This window comes from Kitasatospora sp. MAA4 (genome assembly GCF_029893355.1).
In the GTDB taxonomy this organism is placed as follows: domain Bacteria; phylum Actinomycetota; class Actinomycetes; order Streptomycetales; family Streptomycetaceae; genus Kitasatospora.
The window spans coordinates 12,311-29,878 of the sequence record NZ_JARZAI010000034.1; the positions used below are offsets into that span (position 1 = coordinate 12,311).

General features: G+C 72.8%; 11 protein-coding genes. 2 read left to right on the top strand and 9 right to left on the bottom strand.

Annotated features, from left to right (window positions below):
- Window positions 1–13: 13 nt before the first annotated feature.
- The 3 genes from tmk to P3T37_RS32100 all read right to left on the bottom strand — a co-directional run bounded on the left by tmk (window position 14) and on the right by P3T37_RS32100 (window position 7,229).
- Window positions 14–3,331, bottom strand: coding sequence for a dTMP kinase (tmk, locus tag P3T37_RS32090; RefSeq protein ID WP_280727434.1), 3,318 nt, complete (start codon window positions 3,329–3,331; stop codon window positions 14–16).
- A gap of 202 nt (window positions 3,332–3,533) precedes the next feature.
- Window positions 3,534–6,407 (bottom strand): type I DNA topoisomerase, encoded by a 2,874-nt coding sequence (topA, locus tag P3T37_RS32095; RefSeq protein WP_280727435.1) that lies wholly within the window; start codon window positions 6,405–6,407, stop codon window positions 3,534–3,536.
- A gap of 348 nt (window positions 6,408–6,755) precedes the next feature.
- Complete coding sequence (locus tag P3T37_RS32100) at window positions 6,756–7,229, bottom strand: DUF3592 domain-containing protein (protein ID WP_280727436.1); 474 nt, start codon at window positions 7,227–7,229, stop codon at window positions 6,756–6,758.
- 231 nt (window positions 7,230–7,460) lie between these two features.
- On the opposite strand from P3T37_RS32100, the gene P3T37_RS32105 reads away from it, so the two are divergent.
- On the top strand, window positions 7,461–8,060 hold the full coding sequence (locus P3T37_RS32105; protein ID WP_280727437.1) for a hypothetical protein: 600 nt from the start codon (window positions 7,461–7,463) through the stop codon (window positions 8,058–8,060).
- Window positions 8,061–8,093: 33 nt separating this feature from the next.
- Here the strand turns inward: P3T37_RS32105 and P3T37_RS32110 are convergent, their stop codons facing one another.
- The 6 genes from P3T37_RS32110 to bldG form a co-directional block, all read right to left on the bottom strand.
- On the bottom strand, window positions 8,094–9,629 hold the full coding sequence (locus tag P3T37_RS32110; protein WP_280727438.1) for a methyltransferase: 1,536 nt from the start codon (window positions 9,627–9,629) through the stop codon (window positions 8,094–8,096).
- A gap of 72 nt (window positions 9,630–9,701) precedes the next feature.
- Window positions 9,702–10,466: a hypothetical protein gene (locus tag P3T37_RS32115; protein WP_280727439.1), complete on the bottom strand. Its 765-nt coding sequence runs from the start codon at window positions 10,464–10,466 to the stop codon at window positions 9,702–9,704.
- Window positions 10,467–10,562: 96 nt separating this feature from the next.
- Window positions 10,563–10,952, bottom strand: a complete 390-nt coding sequence (locus tag P3T37_RS32120) for a cyclophilin-like fold protein (RefSeq protein ID WP_280727440.1) — start codon at window positions 10,950–10,952, stop codon at window positions 10,563–10,565.
- A gap of 95 nt (window positions 10,953–11,047) precedes the next feature.
- Window positions 11,048–13,429: a sodium-translocating pyrophosphatase gene (locus P3T37_RS32125; protein ID WP_280727485.1), complete on the bottom strand. Its 2,382-nt coding sequence runs from the start codon at window positions 13,427–13,429 to the stop codon at window positions 11,048–11,050.
- 354 nt (window positions 13,430–13,783) lie between these two features.
- Window positions 13,784–14,194: an ATP-binding protein gene (locus P3T37_RS32130; protein ID WP_280727441.1), complete on the bottom strand. Its 411-nt coding sequence runs from the start codon at window positions 14,192–14,194 to the stop codon at window positions 13,784–13,786.
- 325 nt (window positions 14,195–14,519) lie between these two features.
- Window positions 14,520–14,861, bottom strand: a complete 342-nt coding sequence (gene bldG, locus P3T37_RS32135; protein WP_280727442.1) for an anti-sigma factor antagonist BldG — start codon at window positions 14,859–14,861, stop codon at window positions 14,520–14,522.
- A gap of 240 nt (window positions 14,862–15,101) precedes the next feature.
- Between bldG and P3T37_RS32140 the strand changes: the two genes are divergently transcribed.
- Window positions 15,102–17,483, top strand: coding sequence for a DEAD/DEAH box helicase (locus P3T37_RS32140; RefSeq protein WP_280727443.1), 2,382 nt, complete (start codon window positions 15,102–15,104; stop codon window positions 17,481–17,483).
- The last annotated feature ends 85 nt before the right edge of the window (window positions 17,484–17,568 follow it).

Consider the following 17,568-nt stretch of genomic DNA (forward strand, 5'->3'; position numbering starts at 1 on the left):
ACCGCCCACGCCGCTACTTGCGGCGCTTGCGCCCCTTGCCGTCCGTCCCGTCCTCGGGGTGCTCGCCCTCGGGCTCGGCCTGCTGCCAGCGGGCCCAGTCCTCGCGCGAGCCGAGCAGCGTGTCGGTCAGGCTGGGCAGGTCGTCCATCGGCGTCTCCTCGGCCCAGGCCGGCCGGGCCGGGCGCTCCGGCTCCTCCGTCGAGGCGTCCGCGGCATCCGAGACGTCCGCGGCCTCTGACGTGTCCGACGCTTCGGTCGGCGCGGCCCAGGACGGCCGGGCCGGCCGCAGCGGCGGCGCCGCGTCCTCGGCCGGTACCGGCGGGAACTCCCTGGTCTGCTCCACCGGCCGCTCAGCCGCCGGCTCGGGGCGCCAGAGCCCCGGCGGCACCCGCTCCTCGACCGGCAGCACCGGCGGGACCGTACCGCCCGGGGCGGCCTTGCCGCCGTCGACGGACCCGATCCGCGGCAGCACCGCGGTCGCGTCGGCCGCCGGGACGGTCGGCAGTACGGCGGTCTCGTCGGCCGCCGCGGCCGGGGCCCGCTTGCCGCGCGCGACGGCGTCCGCAGCGGCGACCGCGGCCCGCCGGTCCCGCTCCGAGATCTCCTGCGTCAGATCGTCCGGCCCCACCTGCGGCAGCTCCGCCGTGACGGTAGCCGACGCGGCAGCGGCGGCAGCAGCAGCCGCCTCCGCCAGGCGCGTCTCCTCCGCCCGCTGCAAGGCCTCCTCGGCGCGCCGGCGCTGCTCCTCGCGCTGCACGTCCCGGCGGCGCTGAAGCTCGGCCTGCTGCGCGGCCTCCGCCGCGATCCGCTCCTGCTCGGCGGCCTCGGCCTTCAGCCGGACCTGCTCGGCAGCCTGCCGCTCGGCCTCCTGGGCCGCCCGCAGCTTCGCCGCCTCCTCGGCCTTGAGCCGGACCTCCTCGGCCGCCTGGCGAGCGGCCTCGGCGGCCACCCGCTCGGCCTCCTCCTTCGCCAGCCGGTCCTTCTCGGCCTGCTCGGCGCGCAGCTCCTCCAGCAGTTCGAGCCGCTTGCGCTCGGCCGCCTCGGCCTCGGCCAGCACCCGCGCCTCCTCGGCCGCCCGCCGGTCGGCCTCCTCCTTGGCGCGGCGCTCCTGCTCGATCCGCGCGGTCTTCTCCTGCTCGGAGAGCGGCAGCTCGCGGTCGAGCCGGTGGCGGACCGCGGTGGTCACGAACGCGGGCGCCTGGCTGCCGTCGACGACCAGGTAGCGGACCGGATCGGCCGCCGCCAGCGCGAGGAACCCGGCCCGGACCCGGGCGTGGAACTCGGTCGGCTCGGACTCCAGCCGGTCCAGCGCCTCGGTGAACCGCTCCCGCGCCTTCGTCGGGTCGACGTCCAGCACCACGGTCAGGTCCGGCACCAGGCCGCCGGTGGCCCAGCGCGAGATCCGGGCCACCTCGGTGGCGGCCAGGTCGCGCCCGGCGCCCTGGTAGGCGATCGAGGAGTCCATGTAGCGGTCCGTGATCACCACGGCGCCGCGCGCGAGCGCCGGGCGGATCACGTTCTCCACGTGCTCGGCCCGGTCGGCCGCGTAGATCAGCGCCTCGGCGCGGTGCGACAGGCCGGTGTTGCCGACGTCCAGCACCAGGCCGCGCAGCCGCTGCCCGACCGGGCTGCCGCCGGGCTCGCGGGTCAGCACCACCTCGTGGCCCTTGCTGCGGATCCACTCGGCCAGCGCCTGCGCCTGGGTGGACTTGCCGGCGCCGTCGCCGCCCTCCAGGGCGATGAAGAAGCCGCTGCCGGTGGTCCGGTGCGGGGCGTCCGAACGCCCGGCGCCCAGCGCCTCCAGCAGCTCGCGGCCGAACGGCACCGTCCCGCGCTGGTCGTCCGTCTTCAGCAGTACGACCGCGGCCAGCACCAGCGTCAGCACCCCGGCGGTGGCCACCGCCAGTGCGGCGCCGGCGTGCACGAAGGTGAAGTCACCGGGGGCGCGGGTGCCGTAGTCGACCTGCCCGTAGGCGGCGGCGATCAGCGGCACGGCGATCAGCGCGGCCGCCACCACTGCCCGCAGCACGGCGTACAGGTGGTCGGTGACCCGCGCCAGCCTGGCCTCCTCGACCTCCTGCTCCAGCAGCGCCCGGCCGACCCCGATCACTATCCCCGCGGCCGTCCCGGCCAGCGTGGTGAGCAGCAGGATCAGCACGTAGTCGAAGACCAGCCCGGCCAGGATCAGCGTGGTGCCCATGGCGAGCAGCGAGACCGCCAGCAGCCGGCGGCGGGACAGCGCGGGCAGCGTGACCTTGGTCAGCCGCAGGCCGAGCCAGGGCGCGCCGGTCGCGGCGAGCACCAGCAGGCCGTAGCCGATCGGCCCGGCGCCGTGCTCGGCGGCGGTCAGCAGCGCGAGCGCGGCGGTACCGGCCATCGCGGCGTAGGCGGCGGCGACCGAGAAGGTGAAGTACGGCGCCGAGCCGGTGCGGCCCTTGCTGAGCGCCGGGCCCGGCGTGGCGTCGGTCGGCGCGCGCAGGCCCTGCAGCGGCGAGCGCGGACCGCTCGTCACCTTGCCGCGCGGCAGTTCCTGGAGGTAGAGGAGCACCCCGGACGCGGCCAGCAGGCCGGCCGCGCCGAGCGCGGCCATCGTCACCTGATGGTCCCTCAACCACTGCGAGCCGAGCGCGGCGAAGAGGTTGTTGAGCAGCGTGAAGGCGATCAGGCCGACCGCGGCGAGCGGGACAGTGGCCCAGCCGGTGCGCAGGTCGAGGGTGCGGACGGTCTCCAGGTTGGCGGCCGACGGCCGCTGCTCCGCCTGCGGCGCGTACGGGTCGGAGGGCGGCAGCAGGCTCGGCGTGGTGGCGTCCTTGGCCACCGCCCAGACCCGCTCGGCCGCGCCGGCCGTGAAGACCGTCGCCAGCAGCGTCCAGGTGGCCGCCGAACCGCTCACCCAGTCGAACCACCAGGGCGAGATGCCGACCAGCACGGCGCGCAGGCCGTCGGCGCCGATCAGCGTCCAGCGGCGGTCCAGCCTGTTGCTGAGCAGCGCGTACAGCGGTCCGAGCAGGGCCGCGCCGAAGAGCAGCGTCGCGGCCAGCCGGACGGCGAAGACCAGGGCCACCGCGAGGGCGACCCCCCGGTAGCCGCCGCCGAACTGCCCGGCCGCGGCCGCGGAGAACACCGTGAGCAGCAGCAGGACCAGGAATGCCAGCCGGTCGGCGGTACCCCCGATCAGCTGGGTGACCCACAGTCGGCGATAGGGGCGCAGCCGCAGCATCGCCCGTGCCCGCTCGCCGGGAGTACCGGCCGGCGCGACCTCGGGGAGGTCGGGTGCCCCGGCTCGTGCCGCGGCCGCTGCAGTGGGGGTGGGCTGCTCCTCGCTCGTCATACGGTCAGCGTAGCGGGCAGCGCTTGGCCAAAATGGGTTCACGGCTTTCCGGATCCCACCTACAGCAGGGTTGTGACGGACCGGAGTGTGACGCACCCCGCAGCGGACTCCCGGGCGCGTCGCCGAACGCGGGCGCCGCGCCGGTCGCCGGACATGCCGCGGGCCCCGCACCACGAGGGTGCGGGGCCCGGCGGTGGGCGCGTCAGCCCTGGTCGGCGGCGGCCTTGGTGGCCGCGGTCTTCTTCGCCGCGGTCGCCTTCTTCGCCGGGGCCTTCTTGGCGGCGGTCTTCTTCGCCGCCGTCTTCGTCGCCGCAGTCTTGGTGGCCGCGGTCTTCGTGGCGGCCGCCTTGGTCGCGGTCTTCTTCGCGGTCGCCTTCTTGGCCGGAGCCTTCTTGGCCACCTTCTTCACCGGCCCGCGCGCCCGCTTCTCGGCCAGCAGCTCGTAGCCGCGCTCGGGCGTGATGGTCTCCACGTCGTCGTCCTTGCGGAGCGTCGCGTTGGTCTCGCCGTCCGTCACGTACGCACCGAAGCGGCCGTCCTTGACGACCACCGGGCGCTCGCTCACCGGGTCGGTGCCCAGCTCCTTGAGCGGCGGCGCGGCGGCGGCCCGGCCGCGCTGCTTGGGCTGCGCGTAGATGGCCAGCGCCTCCTCCAGCGTGACCGTGAACATCTGCTCCTCGTCGGTCAGCGACCGCGAGTCGGTGCCGCGCTTGAGGTACGGGCCGTACCGGCCGTTCTGCGCGGTGATCTCCACACCGTCGGCGTCCGCGCCGACCACCCGGGGCAGCGAGAGCAGCCGCAGCGCGTCCTCCAACGTGACGGTGTCCAGCGTCATCGTCTTCAGCAGCGAGGCGGTGCGCGGCTTGACCGCGTTCTTGCCGGTCTTGGGCGTGCCCTCGGGCAGGATCTCGGTGACGTACGGGCCGTAGCGGCCGTCCTTGGCCACCAGCGGGTTGCCGCTGACCGGGTCGGTGCCCAGCTCGAAGTCGCCGCTCGGCTTGGCCAGCAGCTCCTCGGCCAGCTCGACCGTCAGCTCGTCCGGCGGCATCTCGTCGGGGACGTCGGCGCGCTGGCCGGGCTCGCCCTCGACCTGCGAGGCCTTCTCCACGTACGGGCCGTAGCGGCCGACCCGCAGGGTGATCTCGGCGTTGAGCGGGAACGAGCTGATCTCCCGGGCGTCGATCGCGCCGAGGTCGGTCACCAGCTCCTTCAGGCCGCCCAGGTGGTCGCCGTCACCGTTGCCGGCCTCGGCGGCGCCGCCGGCCGCGTGGCCCTCGCCCTCGCCGAAGTAGAAGCGCTTGAGCCACGGCACGGACTGCGCCTCACCGTTGGCGATCCGGTCGAGGTCGTCCTCCATCCGCGCGGTGAAGTCGTAGTCGACCAGCCGGCCGAAGTGCTTCTCCAGCAGGTTGACCACGGCGAAGGAGAGGAAGGACGGCACCAGGGCCGTCCCCTTCTTGAAGACGTACTTGCGGGCGATGATCGTGTCGATGATCGACGCGTAGGTCGAGGGCCGACCGATCTCGCGGTCCTCCAGCTCCTTGACCAGCGAGGCCTCGGTGAACCGGGCCGGCGGCTTGGTGGCGTGGCCCTCGGGCGTCAGCTGCTCGGCGGAGAGCGGGTCGCCCTCGGCCACCTGCGGCAGGCGGCGCTCGCGGTCGTCCAGCTCGGCGTTCGGGTCGTCCGCGCCCTCGACGTAGGCCTTGAGGAAGCCGTGGAAGGTGATGATCTTGCCGGACGCGGAGAACTCGACGTCCCGGCGGTCGGTCGAGACGCCGCCGACCTTGACGGTGACGGACTGGCCGACCGCGTCCTTCATCTGCGAGGCGACCGTGCGCATCCAGATCAGCTCGTAGAGCCGGAACTCGTCGCCGCCCAGCGCCGTCTCGGCCGGCGTGCGGAAGCGGTCGCCGGACGGGCGGATCGCCTCGTGCGCCTCCTGCGCGTTCTTGACCTTGCTGGCGTAGGTGCGCGGGGCGTCCGGCAGGTAGGAGGCACCGTACAGCTGGGTGACCTGCGCCCGGGCCGCGTTGATCGCGGTCTCGGAGAGCGTGGTGGAGTCGGTACGCATATAGGTGATGAAGCCGTTCTCGTACAGCTTCTGGGCCACCTGCATGGTCCGCTTCGCGCCGAAGCCCAGCTTGCGGCTGGCCTCCTGCTGGAGCGTGGTGGTGCGGAACGGCGCGTACGGCGAGCGGCGGTAGGGCTTGGACTCGACGCTGCGGACGCTGAACGCGGTCTGCTCCAGCGCGGCGACCAGCGCACGCGCGGTCTGCTCGTCGAGGTGCAGGGTGTTGGCGCTCTTGATCTGGCCGTCCGAGCCGAAGTCGCGGCCGCTGGCGATTCGCTTGCCGTCCACCGAGGACAGCCGGGCGCCGAAGGTCTCCGGGTTCGCGGCGTCGGCCGGGGTGCGGCCGGTCGCGAAGGAGGCGGTCAGGTCCCAGTACGAGGCGGAGGTGAAGGCGATCCGCTCGCGCTCGCGCTCGACCACCAGGCGGGTCGCCACCGACTGGACGCGGCCGGCCGAGAGCTTCGGCATGACCTTCTTCCAGAGCACCGGCGAGACCTCGTAGCCGTACAGCCGGTCGAGGATGCGGCGGGTCTCCTGGGCGTCGACCAGGCGCTGGTTCAGCTCGCGCGGGTTGGCCACGGCCGCCTGGATGGCGTCCTTGGTGATCTCGTGGAAGACCATCCGCTTGACCGGGACCTTGGGCTTGAGCACTTCCTGCAGGTGCCAGGCGATGGCCTCGCCCTCGCGGTCCTCATCGGTGGCGAGGAAGAGTTCGTCGGACTCCTTGAGGAGCGCCTTGAGCTTGGAGACCTGCGACTTCTTGTCCGCGTTCACCACATAGATGGGGGCGAAGTCGTGGTCGACGTCGACGCCCAGGCGGCGCACCTCGCCGGTGTACTGGTCCGGCACCTCGGCCGCGGTCCCCGGAAGGTCACGGATGTGCCCGACGCTCGCCTCGACGATGTAGCCGGGGCCGAGATAGCCCTTGATCGTCTTCGCCTTGGCGGGCGACTCGACAATGACGAGTCGCTTGCCGTTGCGCGCGGTCTCGCTGCTCGGGGACACCTTCGCTCTTCTCTCCCGGTCGTTTACCTGTGCTGGCCGGCGTGACCCACGGGACACCGACCGGTCATGGGACCGGTCACCGCGGGCAGCTCGGGCTGTCCGCCGCCCGACACACACCGTCGTGCGGTGCCGCATCGCGACGACCCCACCAGCGGAGTGTGACCGTACCCCGGCCACCCTTGTCAAACGGACGGATCCCGCTTTTTCACCGGCAAGCCCGTCCGACGCCACTCGAACGGTAACCCGATGATGGACGTTCGTGTCGCGCAGTTCTCCCGAGCGGGGTGTCGGCGGGGCCGCATTTCGGCCGCTAGCGGGCGGTAGTGGGCAGCAGCCGCGTCGGCTGTGTCAGTGGACGAGCACCGAGGCGAGCAGGCTCAGGCCGCCGGCCAGACTGCTGGTGCCGAGGATCGTCCAGAACACGTCGACCGGCAGCGAGGCCATCGTCCCGGCACCGGTGAGGACCACCCGGGCAGGGCGCCGGGGGTCGTAGGAGACGCGGACCGCACTACCCGGGACGAGTCCGGCGGGACGGCGCAGCGGCGTCCCGCCGCGCGGCCGGGCCAGCACGTCGACGGACTCGCCGCGGCCGCCCGAGCCGTCCGAGGCGGGGAACACCGACGGGAGCGTGGCGTAGGCCAGCAGCGGAGCGGGGTCCAGCGCCTGACCGGGCTGCTCGTCGGCCACCACCAGCGCGGTGGCCGGAATGCCGTGCCGACGCAGCTGGTGGCGCAGCAGGAACTCCGCGGCGCACCAGAGCAACAAGGCGCCGCCGAAGAGCGCGAGCACACTTCCGGCCAACACCGCCGTCGGCGTCTCCACGTCCCCAGCCCCCTCAAGATCTCCTGCCGCGGGAGCCTGGCAGCCCGGGGACAACCTGGGCCCGCCGGACGGCATACAACGGGCGAACCCGTGGAAACGGATTGGTGAACGCCGGCCGGACGCCGTCGACTGTCACAGCGGGGCAACAGCGGCAACCGGTGATCTTCAGGCCGCGTCTGCCAGATGACCGGTCCTCAGACCGGTTCCCGATCAGACCTTGGGGGGTCCACCATGACAGCTCGCCGCCTGCTCGCCGCCGCCGTTCTCGCCTGCGCCGCACTCACCCTGACCGCCTGCGGACCGGACGACCCGACTGCGGCCGGTGCGGCACCGAGCGGCTCGACGAAGGCCTCCGAGCCGGCCACGCCGACCGCTGGTGGCACCCACAGTGCCAAGCCCACCGCCTCCACCAAGCCGTCCGGCGCCAAGCCGAGCACGACGGCCTCCCCGGGCGCGGCCAACTGCTCGGCGGGCGCCGTGCAGCCCGGCCACCGGATCATCGTGGCGACCTCGGTCGGCTACTCCACCTCGGTCTGGATGAAGGCCCTGGACACCAAGTTCGTCTGCGGCGCCGGCGTCCCGGACGACGGCTACTTCCAGGGCTACGGCGCCCCCAAGCTCTACACCTTCAGCAACGAGGTGAAGACCACCATGCTGGCCGACATGAAGCCCAAGTCGCTGGCGCTGAACGACTTCATGAAGCTCGCCGACGAGTGCATCAGCAGCCCGAACAGCCTGCCGCAGCCGTACTCCTGCTACGGCAACACCTACGACGTCACGGTCAACTCCAGCAATGTGATCACCGGCATCACCGAGCTCTACCACCCCTGAACCGGACGGCCCAGGGGTGGTTCTGACGCAACGTCAGCCGACAGCCTCGATGAAGCCCTGCTCGACCAGCATCCGCAGCGACTCCGGGACCCGGTCGCGCAGCAGCACCCGGTCCTCGCCGAGCAACTGGGCGATCGCGTCGACGATCTCGCCGGCCGCCAGGGTCCCGTCGCAGACGCCCGCGAACCCGGCGCCGACGGTGTCCACCTTGGTCGCCCGGCGCATGCCCCGGTTGTGCCGCAGGACCACGTGCTCCGGGTCCTCGGCGCCCGGGGCGCCGACCTGCTCCTGGACGACCTCGTCGGCCAGCGTGTAGCGGGCGGCGAGCAGCGCCGCGTCGTCGTGCGTGCGCAGGAAGTCCTGCCGGGCGAACCACTGCTCGATGTGCGGGCCCAGTGGCTGCTCGATCGGGTGCGGCCACTCCTCGATCCGGACCGTCGGACGGTCCGCCCCGGCGGCGCGCAGGGTGATCCAGCCGAAGCCGATGCCCTCCACCTGCGCCGCCTCGAAGGCGTCCAACCACGCGTTGTAGCGGGCCTGGTAGTCGACGGGAGTGGTGAGGTGGTCGCCGCCGTCGCGCAGCCAGAGCTCGGCGTACTGGGCGACGTCCTGCACCTCGCGCTGGACCACCCAGGCGTCCAGGCCGGTGCCGGCCACCCAGCCGGCCAGCCGGTCGTGCCAGTCCTCGCCCTTGACGTGCTGCCAGTTGGCCAGCAACTGGCAGTAGCCGCCCGGCTCCAGGTGCTGGGCGGCACCCCGGACCAGGCTCCGGCACAGGTCGTCGCCCGCCATGCCGCCGTCCCGGTAGACGAACCGGCTGCCGGGGGAGATCACGAACGGCGGGTTGGAGACGATCAGGTCGAACTTCCGCTCCCCCACCGGTTCGAAGAGACTGCCCTCGACGGTCTCGGTGTTGCCGAAGCCGGAGAGCGCCAGGGTGAGCCGGGCGAACGCCAGGGCGCGCGGGTTGAGGTCGGTCGCGGTGACGTGCTGGGCGTGCCGCGCGGCGTGCAGCGCCTGCACCCCCGAGCCCGTACCCAGATCGAGCGCGGCGCGGACCGGACGGCGCACGGCGAGGTTCGCCAGCGTGGTGGACGCGCCGCCCACGCCCAGCACCAACTCCCGGCGGGCCACGCCGGCGTCGCCGGTCGCGCCGGCACCGATGCCGCCGGCGCCGCCGACCGAACAGCCCAGGTCGGAGACCACCCAGGCGTCGGCGCTCGGCAGGCCCGCGACCTCGTTGGCGTACGGGCGGACGTCCACGGTGGCCCGGACGTCCGCGCCGTCGCGCAGCAGCCAGCCGTCCGCCAGCGCCTCGTCGACCGGTAGCGCGGCGGCGGCCGCGGCGTACGGCACCGGCTGCTGGAGCAGGAAGAGCCGGACCAGCGTCTCCAGCTGCGTGCCGCCACTGGTCGCGCGCAGCGCGGGCACCGCCTCGCTGCGGGCCAGGGCGGCGTAGGCGGTGGGGCCGAGCAGGTCGAGGCAGCCGTCGGCGGTGTAGGAGGCGGCGAGCAGCGCCTCACGCAGTCGGGCGAGGCGGGCGGGGTCGGGAACGGGGAGCTTGGTCACCCCGCCATTGTCCCGCCTGCCGCACCCGGCGCGGCGCGCACCTCGCGGCGGGGCGCGCCGGGTCGCGCCGGGTCAGCTCGGCGAGGCCGAGGGGGCCGGGCTCCCGGAGGGCGAGGAGTTGGCAGCAGGCGAGCCCGAACCGGACGGCGCGGGCGCTGACGGCGAGCCCGGCGCCGAGGACGAGCCGGGCGAACCCGACGCCGCCGGGGAACCGGACGCGGCCGGCGAGCCCGAGGCTGCGGGCGCGGGCGAGCCCGACGCACCGCTCGCGCTGGTCGTCGCGGGGCTCTTGCACCCCGGCTGCTTGGCGATCGCCGTACCCAGGTCCCCGCTCTGGAGCTTCGCCAGCGCCCCGGTGGAGAGCCTGGCCAGCTGCTGCACCTGGTCGCCTATGCCCTTGAGGCCGTCGGCGAACTTCGCCTGGTCGCTCGTCGACAGCGCCTGCAGCTTGGTCTGGATGCTCTGGTAACCCTGGGCGGCCTGGCCGAGCTCGCTGACGGCGTCCTTCTGCAGCCCCGCACCATTGGTGGTCTTGGGCACGCCGGCCTTGCTGATCGCGTCCGCGATCTGCTGGTTGGCGGTGCTCAGCGTCCCCAGGTCGGTGCCGAGCCGCTTCTGCAGATCGGCGGGCGCCTCGCCCGCCACCACCCGGCCGGTGTCGTTCAGTGAGGTCTGCGCCTGGCCAACCGGGTCGCGCATCGAGCCGCAGACGCTGCCGGCCCAGGCGTTCAACTGACCGCTGTTGTCGCTGCTGCACGCGACCGCGCCCGACGCCAGCAACGCGCCCAGCATCGGCACCGCCAGCAGCCGTCGGCCTGCCCGCTTTCGATCGTCCACCAGGGGTGCCCTTTCCGTCCTGTCCCGAACCGTCCCGGGTGAAACTACCGGACAGGAGAGCCCCGCTCAGCCCCGCTCAGCCCCGCTCAGCCCCGCTCAGGCGCGCTCGACCCGGATCGGGTCGCCGCTGCGGACCGTGCGAAGCACCTGCGGGTCGCCGTCGAGCGCCCCGAGCAGGTTGCACGGGCTGGCCAGCCGGCACTCGTCGCCATGCGAGACGGGCGTCGGCCCGTACGGCAGCGCCAGGCTGTCGCCGTCCGTCCAGAACGCGACCGTCCCCGGCTCCACCACCTGCTGCGCGTCGTCCTCGCGCGGGACGCTGACGGGCGTGCCGAAGTAGACCTCCTCGCCCCAGGTGTTGGCGGAGGCGCTGATCGGCAGCGCCTCCCAGAGTGCTTCGCTGGTCGGGGTGGACCGCAGGGTCGCGGTGGCCTGGCCGGCCGGCCAGAGGATGCGGATCCGCATGGGCTTCCCTCTCGTGGACATGTCGCTGATCGGAGTTATCCGAGCAGCAGGGAAGCCCTCGCTTCAACAGTTTGTCAATCCTGTCTCACCATGCGCCCACCCGCGGTCCCGCCGCTTCAGCCCTCCGCCGGGACCACCCCTCCCGTCCCGGGTGCCAGCTGCGTCCCGGCGTCCGCGTCCGCGTCTGCGTCCGCGTCCGCGTCCGCGTCCGCCACGGTGATCGGGCGGCGCTTGGAGAGGTAGACCGCGCCCACCACCAGCAGCGCGGCCAGACCCGCCACCAGCCCCCGGACGCCGGCACTGGCGTGCACCCCGAAGCTGAACCGCACCACGGCCGGGGCGATCAGCAGCGACACCAGGTTCATCACCTTGAGCAGCGGGTTGATGGCCGGCCCCGCGGTGTCCTTGAACGGGTCGCCGACCGTGTCGCCGATCACCGTGGCCGCGTGCGCGGCACTGCCCTTCCCGCCGTGCGAGCCGTCCTCGACCAGCTTCTTCGCGTTGTCCCACGCACCGCCCGAGTTGGCCAGGAAGACCGCCATCAGCGTGCCCGTACCGATCGCACCGGCCAGGTACGCCCCCAGCGCGCCGACCCCGAGCGCGAACCCCACCGCGATCGGCGCCAGCACCGCGAGCAGACCCGGCGTGACCAGCTCCCGCAGCGCGTCGCGGGTGCAGATGTCCACCACCTTGCCGTACTCGGGAGTCTCGCTGCCGTCCATGATCCCCGGGTGGTCGCGGAACTGCCTGCGAACCTCGAAGACCACCGAACCGGCCGACCGGGAGACCGCGTTGATGGCGAGCCCGGAGAACAGGAAGACCACCGCGGCACCCAGCAACAGGCCCACCAGGTTGTTGGGCTGCGCGATGTCCAGGCTCAGACTCGCCGCCCCCGCGGTGCTACCGCCGGCACTGGCGACCGCCTCGCCGATCGCGTCGTTGAACGAGCCGAACAGTGCCGTCGCCGCCAGCACCGCCGTCGCGATCGCGATGCCCTTGGTGATCGCTTTGGTGGTGTTGCCCACCGCGTCCAGCTCGGTGAGCACCCGCGCGCCGGCGCCGTGCACCTCACCGGACATCTCGGCGATGCCCTGCGCGTTGTCGGAGACCGGACCGAAGGTGTCCATGGCCACGATCACCCCGACCGTGGTCAGCAGCCCGGTCCCGGCCAGCGCGACCGCGAAGAGCGCGAGCACGATCGACCCGCCGCCCAGCAGGTACGCCCCGTAGACCGCGGCCCCGATCAGCGCGGCCGAGTAGACGGCCGACTCCAGGCCCAGCGAGATGCCGGAGAGCACCACCGTCGCCGGGCCGGTCAGCGAGCTCCTGCCGACGTCCTGCACCGGTCGGCGGCTGGTCTCGGTGAAGTAGCCGGTCAGCTGCTGGATGAGCACCGCCAGCACGATCCCGATCGCCACCGCCGCCAGTGCGAAGAGCCGCGGGTCGCCGTGGTGGCCGCTGATCGCGTCCGGAACGTGCCGCAGCCCGCTGAAACTCCCCGGCAGGAAGGCGAAGACCGCGCCGAGGACGAGCAGCAGCGAGACCGCCGCCGAGAGGAAGAACCCGCGGTTGATCGCGGTCATCCCGCTGCGGTCCGTCGCCCGCGGCGCCACCGCGACGATGCCCAGCACCGCAGTGGCCACTCCGACCGCCGGGACGATCAGCGGGAACACCAGCCCGATGTCACCGAACACCGCCCGTCCCAGGATCAGTGCGGCCACCAGGGTCACCGCGTAGGACTCGAAGAGGTCGGCCGCCATCCCGGCGCAGTCCCCCACGTTGTCGCCGACGTTGTCCGCGATGGTGGCGGCGTTGCGCGGGTCGTCCTCCGGGATGCCCTGCTCGACCTTGCCGACCAGGTCGGCGCCGACGTCCGCCGCCTTGGTGAAGATGCCGCCGCCGACCCGCATGAACATCGCGAGCAGCGCGGCGCCAAACCCGAATCCCTCCAACACCCTTGGTGCGTCCGCCTGGTAGACCAGCACGACGACCGCCGCGCCGAGCAGCCCGAGGCCCACCGTGCACATCCCGACCACGCCGCCGGTGCGGAAGGCGATCCGCATCGCGCGGTGCTGCGCGGGCTGCTCCTGGCCGACCTCCACGTCGCGGGCGACCGCCGCCACCCGGACGTTGGCCCGCACCGCGAGCCACATGCCCAGATAGCCGGTGGCCGCCGAGAAGGCCGCGCCCACCAGGAAGAAGGCCGAGCGGCCGAGCCGCTGCGACCAACTGTCCGCGGGCAGCAGCATGAGCAGGAAGAACACGCCGGCGGCGAAGGCCCCGAGCGTCCTGAACTGCCGGGCCAGATAGGCGTTCGCGCCCTCCTGGATGGCCTCGGCGATCCGCCGCATGGCCGGCGTCCCCGCCTCGTACGCGAGTACTTGACGCACCATCACCACCGCGACCCCGAGGGCGGCGATGGCGACCAGTCCGACGATCAGCACCACGAGCCGATTCCCGCCGGTGAGCACGGCCGCGCCTGACGATCCGTCGGCCAGTACGGTCCAGGTATGTGAGTGTACGAATGCGTCTGCCGAATCAGCTGTGTTGAGAGTGACTCCCGCCATGCGTCCTCCCTGACGACCGGCGCGCCGACCTGTCCGAACGGCGCACGAGTGGATCTGGTGGCACAGGCGACCGGGCACGATCCCACCGGCCCGACCGGATATTCAGGAGTGTAGGAATCAACCAACGATCGAAATAGACTGCGCGCAGCAGAACGCGAAAAGAATCATGGGCTGTCGCCGGAAATTCGAGGTTTCCGGCGACAGCCCATGATTCTTTTCAGCAAAACCCAAACTTAAACCTGGACTTGGACTTGGACCTGGACCTACGGCCGTATGAAGGCCTTCTCAGGTGGTGACCGGCCAGCTCATCCTGATCAGCCCGCCGTCGTCGTCCCGGCCCACCTCGACATCCTCCACCAGGCCGGTGATCACCGCGAGCCCCAGGGTGTCGTCGACACCCTCGCCGGAGTCTCCCTCCGCCCCGGGCTCCGCGAGGTCGCTCAGCGCGCCCGCGCCGTCGCCGACCTCGATGAGGAAACGCTTCTCCTGATCGATCAGCGCCACCCGGACCGCGCCGCTGAGGTCGCCGCGCTGGTGCAGGCCGACCGCCCGTGAGCAGGCCTCGCCCACTGCCAGCCTGACCTCGTCGAGCACCGACTCATCCACGCCAGCGCGTCTGGCCACCGCCGCGGCCACCAGCCGGGCTGTCCGCACGTGCTCGGGAAGGGCGCTGAATCGCAGTTCGACGGTTGCCATCTCTCCCCCTCGGGGTTACTTCCAGTGAGCGCCCGGCAGATACCGCCGACGCTTGCCACCGACCCTACGGCTCACACCACGCACGCCACGACAGCCGTCAGCGGGTCGGTCGAGCGGTCGGCTCGCAGCCCGAGGGCACGCCGCGTGGCGCGGCCGCCCGGCTCGGGAGCTGCCTGCCAGGGCACGGCAAAGCCGCGACCGGACCCGGACGGGCCGTCGGGTTCCGCCGACCACAGGTGGCCGGCGGAACCCGACGGCTCGTCGAGCCCGAGTCGATCGGGCCCGAGCGCATCAGTCGGTCGAGCCGTTCAGTCGATCAAGCCGTTCAGTCGGTCGCCTGGACGGCGTCGTCCACCGAGGAGTGGATCGGGAACACCTTGGTGAGACCGGTGATCCGGAAGATCTTCAGGATCCGCTCCTGGGTGCAGACGAGGCGAAGCGAGCCCTCGTGTGCGCGCACCCGCTTCAGGCCGCCCACGAGGACGCCCAGACCGGTCGAGTCGAGGAAGTCCACGCCCTCCATGTCGACGACCAGGTGATAGCTGCCGTCGTTGACGAGCTCGACCAGCTGCTCCCGCAGCTTAGGGGCGGTGTACACATCAATCTCGCCGCCAACTTCGACGACCGTGCGGTCGCCGACTGTACGGGTCGACAGGGACAGGTCCACGGAACCTCCAGCACCTTGCCTTGCTACGTCACATTGCGTTGTACTGCGAGTCGGGCGGCCTCGGCCGCTCTCGGCTGCCGATCCCGACCACGCGGTCTCCACCGCATGGTCGAGCGACCGGCCCAGGTGCCGCCGGCCCCGGCCAACTGGCCCGCCACCGCATCATTCAACCACCTGGCACCATGCCCGCACGATGGCTTGCCGCGATTGTCCGTCACTCCAGTGACACACTGGGTCCTCATGCCGCCCCGCCATCGCCCGCCCGAGGCCCTGCTCGCGACCCTGGTCGCCAGTCGGGGACGTTCGGAGCGGCTCACCCATACGGAGCATCTGCCCGCGCGCCCGGCCCGCCATGCCCCGTGGCCGGACACGATCCGGCCGGAGATCCGCACCGCCGCCCTGGAACTCGGGATCGACCGACCCTGGTCGCACCAGGCCGAGGCGATGGTGCTGGCCGCATCGGGCCAAACTGTGGTGCTCGCCACAGGGACCGCCTCCGGCAAGTCACTCGGATACCTCGCTCCCGTGCTCAGCGCCCTGCTGGACGGCACCGAGGCCCCGAACGGCCGCGGTGCGACCGCCCTCTATCTCGCGCCGACCAAGGCGCTGGCAGCCGACCAGCGCCGCCGGGCCACCGAACTGGCCCCACCCCGGGTGCGCGCGGCCCTGTACGACGGCGACACGCCAGTGCAGGAGCGCGAATGGGTCCGCCAGTACGCCTCCTACGTGCTGACCAACCCGGACATGCTGCACGGCGGCATCCTGCCCGCCCACCCGCGCTGGTCCTCCTTCCTCAAGGCGCTGCGCTATGTGGTGATCGACGAGTGCCACAGCTACCGGGGCGTCTTCGGGTCACACGTCGCCCAGGTGCTGCGCCGGCTACGGCGGCTGTGCCACCGGTACGGCGCCGACCCCACCTTCCTGCTGGCCTCCGCCACCACCTCCGAGCCCGCCTCGGCGGCCGAACGCCTGACCGGACTGCCCACCGTCGCCGTCACCGACGACGGCTCGCCACGCGGGCCGATGGTCTTCGCGCTGTGGGAACCGCCGTTGACCGAGTACGTCGGGGAGCACGGCGCGCCGGTGCGCCGGACCGCCACCAGCGAAGCCGCCTATCTGCTCACCGACCTGGTGGCGAGCAACACCCGCACGGTGGCCTTCGTCCGCTCCCGGCGGGCCGCCGAGCTGGTCGCCCTGCAGGCTCAGGACAACCTCGACGACTCGCTCGCCGGCCGGGTCGCGGCCTACCGAGGCGGCTACCTGCCGGAGGAGCGCCGGGCCCTGGAGCGTGATCTGCACTCCGGCCGCCTGCTCGGCCTGGCCTCCACCTCCGCGTTGGAGCTCGGCGTCGACGTCTCCGGGCTGGATGCCGTGCTGCTCGCCGGATACCCGGGCACCCGGGCGTCCCTGTGGCAGCAGGCCGGCCGGGCCGGACGGGAGGCGCAGGGGGCACTCGCCATCCTGATCGCCCGCGACGACCCGCTGGACACCTATCTGGTGCACCACCCCGAGGCGCTGTTCGCCCGGCCGGTGGAGGCCACCGTGCTGGACCCGGACAACCCGCACGTCCTCGCTCCGCACCTGTGCGCGGCGGCTGCCGAGCTGCCCCTCGGCGAGGCGGACCTGAAGCTCTTCGGACCGTCGGCCGCACCCCTGCTGCCGGTCCTGGAGCGGCGTGGACTGCTGCGGCGCCGGTCCGACGGCGCCTGGTACTGGACCCGGCGGGAACGGGCCGCCGACGCGGTGGACCTGCGCGGCAGTGGCGGAAACCCGGTCCAGATCGTCGAGGCCTCCACCGGGCGCCTGCTGGGCACCGTGGACGCGGCCGCCTCCCACACCACCGTGCACACCGGCGCCGTCCACCTCCACCAGGGCCGGACGTACCTCGTCCAGGACCTGGACCTGGAGACCTCGGTGGCCCTGGTCGAGGCCGCCAACCCCTCGTACACCACGGCCGCACGCGACACCACCGCCATCTCGGTGCTGTCGACCGACCGGACCGTCGCATGGGGCGAGGGCCGGCTGAGCTTCGGCTCGGTCGAGGTGGTCAACCAGGTCGTCGGCTTCCTCCGGAAGCGGATCTCCACCGGCGAGATCCTCGGTGAGAGCAAGCTCGACCTGCCGCCGAGGACGCTGCGCACCCGGGCCGTCTGGTGGTCCGTCACCGAGGACCAACTGCTCGACGCGACCATCCCCTTCGACCTGCTGCCGGGCGCCGCGCACGCCGCCGAGCACGCCTCGATCGGCCTGCTGCCGCTCTTCGCGACCTGTGACCGCTGGGACATCGGGGGTGTCTCGGTACCGCTGCACCCGGACACCCAGCTGCCGACCGTCTTCGTCTACGACGGCCACCCGGGCGGAGCCGGCTTCGCCGAGCACGGATTCCGCCGCGCGGTCGAGTGGCTCACCGCGACCCGCGACGCCATCTCCGCCTGCGAATGCGACCGCGGCTGCCCTTCGTGCGTCCAGTCGCCCAAGTGCGGCAACGGGAACGACCCGCTGGACAAGGCCGGCGCCGTGCGGCTGCTGACCGTGCTGCTGGCCGGCGCCCCGACCCCGCCGCCGGATCCCGAGCCGCCCAGCAGCCCCGCCGACCACGCCGACCCCGGCTCCAACGGATAGCGCGGAGCCGCTGCCGGTCTCGGTGCCGGGGGCCGCGACGCTCTCCTCGGCCTCGCGCGCGCCGCCGAAGGATCGAAGTGGCCCG

Coding starts and splice junctions, on each gene's coding strand:
- tmk (WP_280727434.1), bottom strand. CDS start 3,331: ATGACGAGCGAGGAGCAGCCCACCCCCACTGCAGCGGCCGCGGCACGA.
- P3T37_RS32140 (WP_280727443.1), top strand. CDS start 15,102: ATGCCGCCCCGCCATCGCCCGCCCGAGGCCCTGCTCGCGACCCTGGTC.
- P3T37_RS32120 (WP_280727440.1), bottom strand. CDS start 10,952: ATGTCCACGAGAGGGAAGCCCATGCGGATCCGCATCCTCTGGCCGGCC.
- P3T37_RS32105 (WP_280727437.1), top strand. CDS start 7,461: ATGACAGCTCGCCGCCTGCTCGCCGCCGCCGTTCTCGCCTGCGCCGCA.
- P3T37_RS32130 (WP_280727441.1), bottom strand. CDS start 14,194: ATGGCAACCGTCGAACTGCGATTCAGCGCCCTTCCCGAGCACGTGCGG.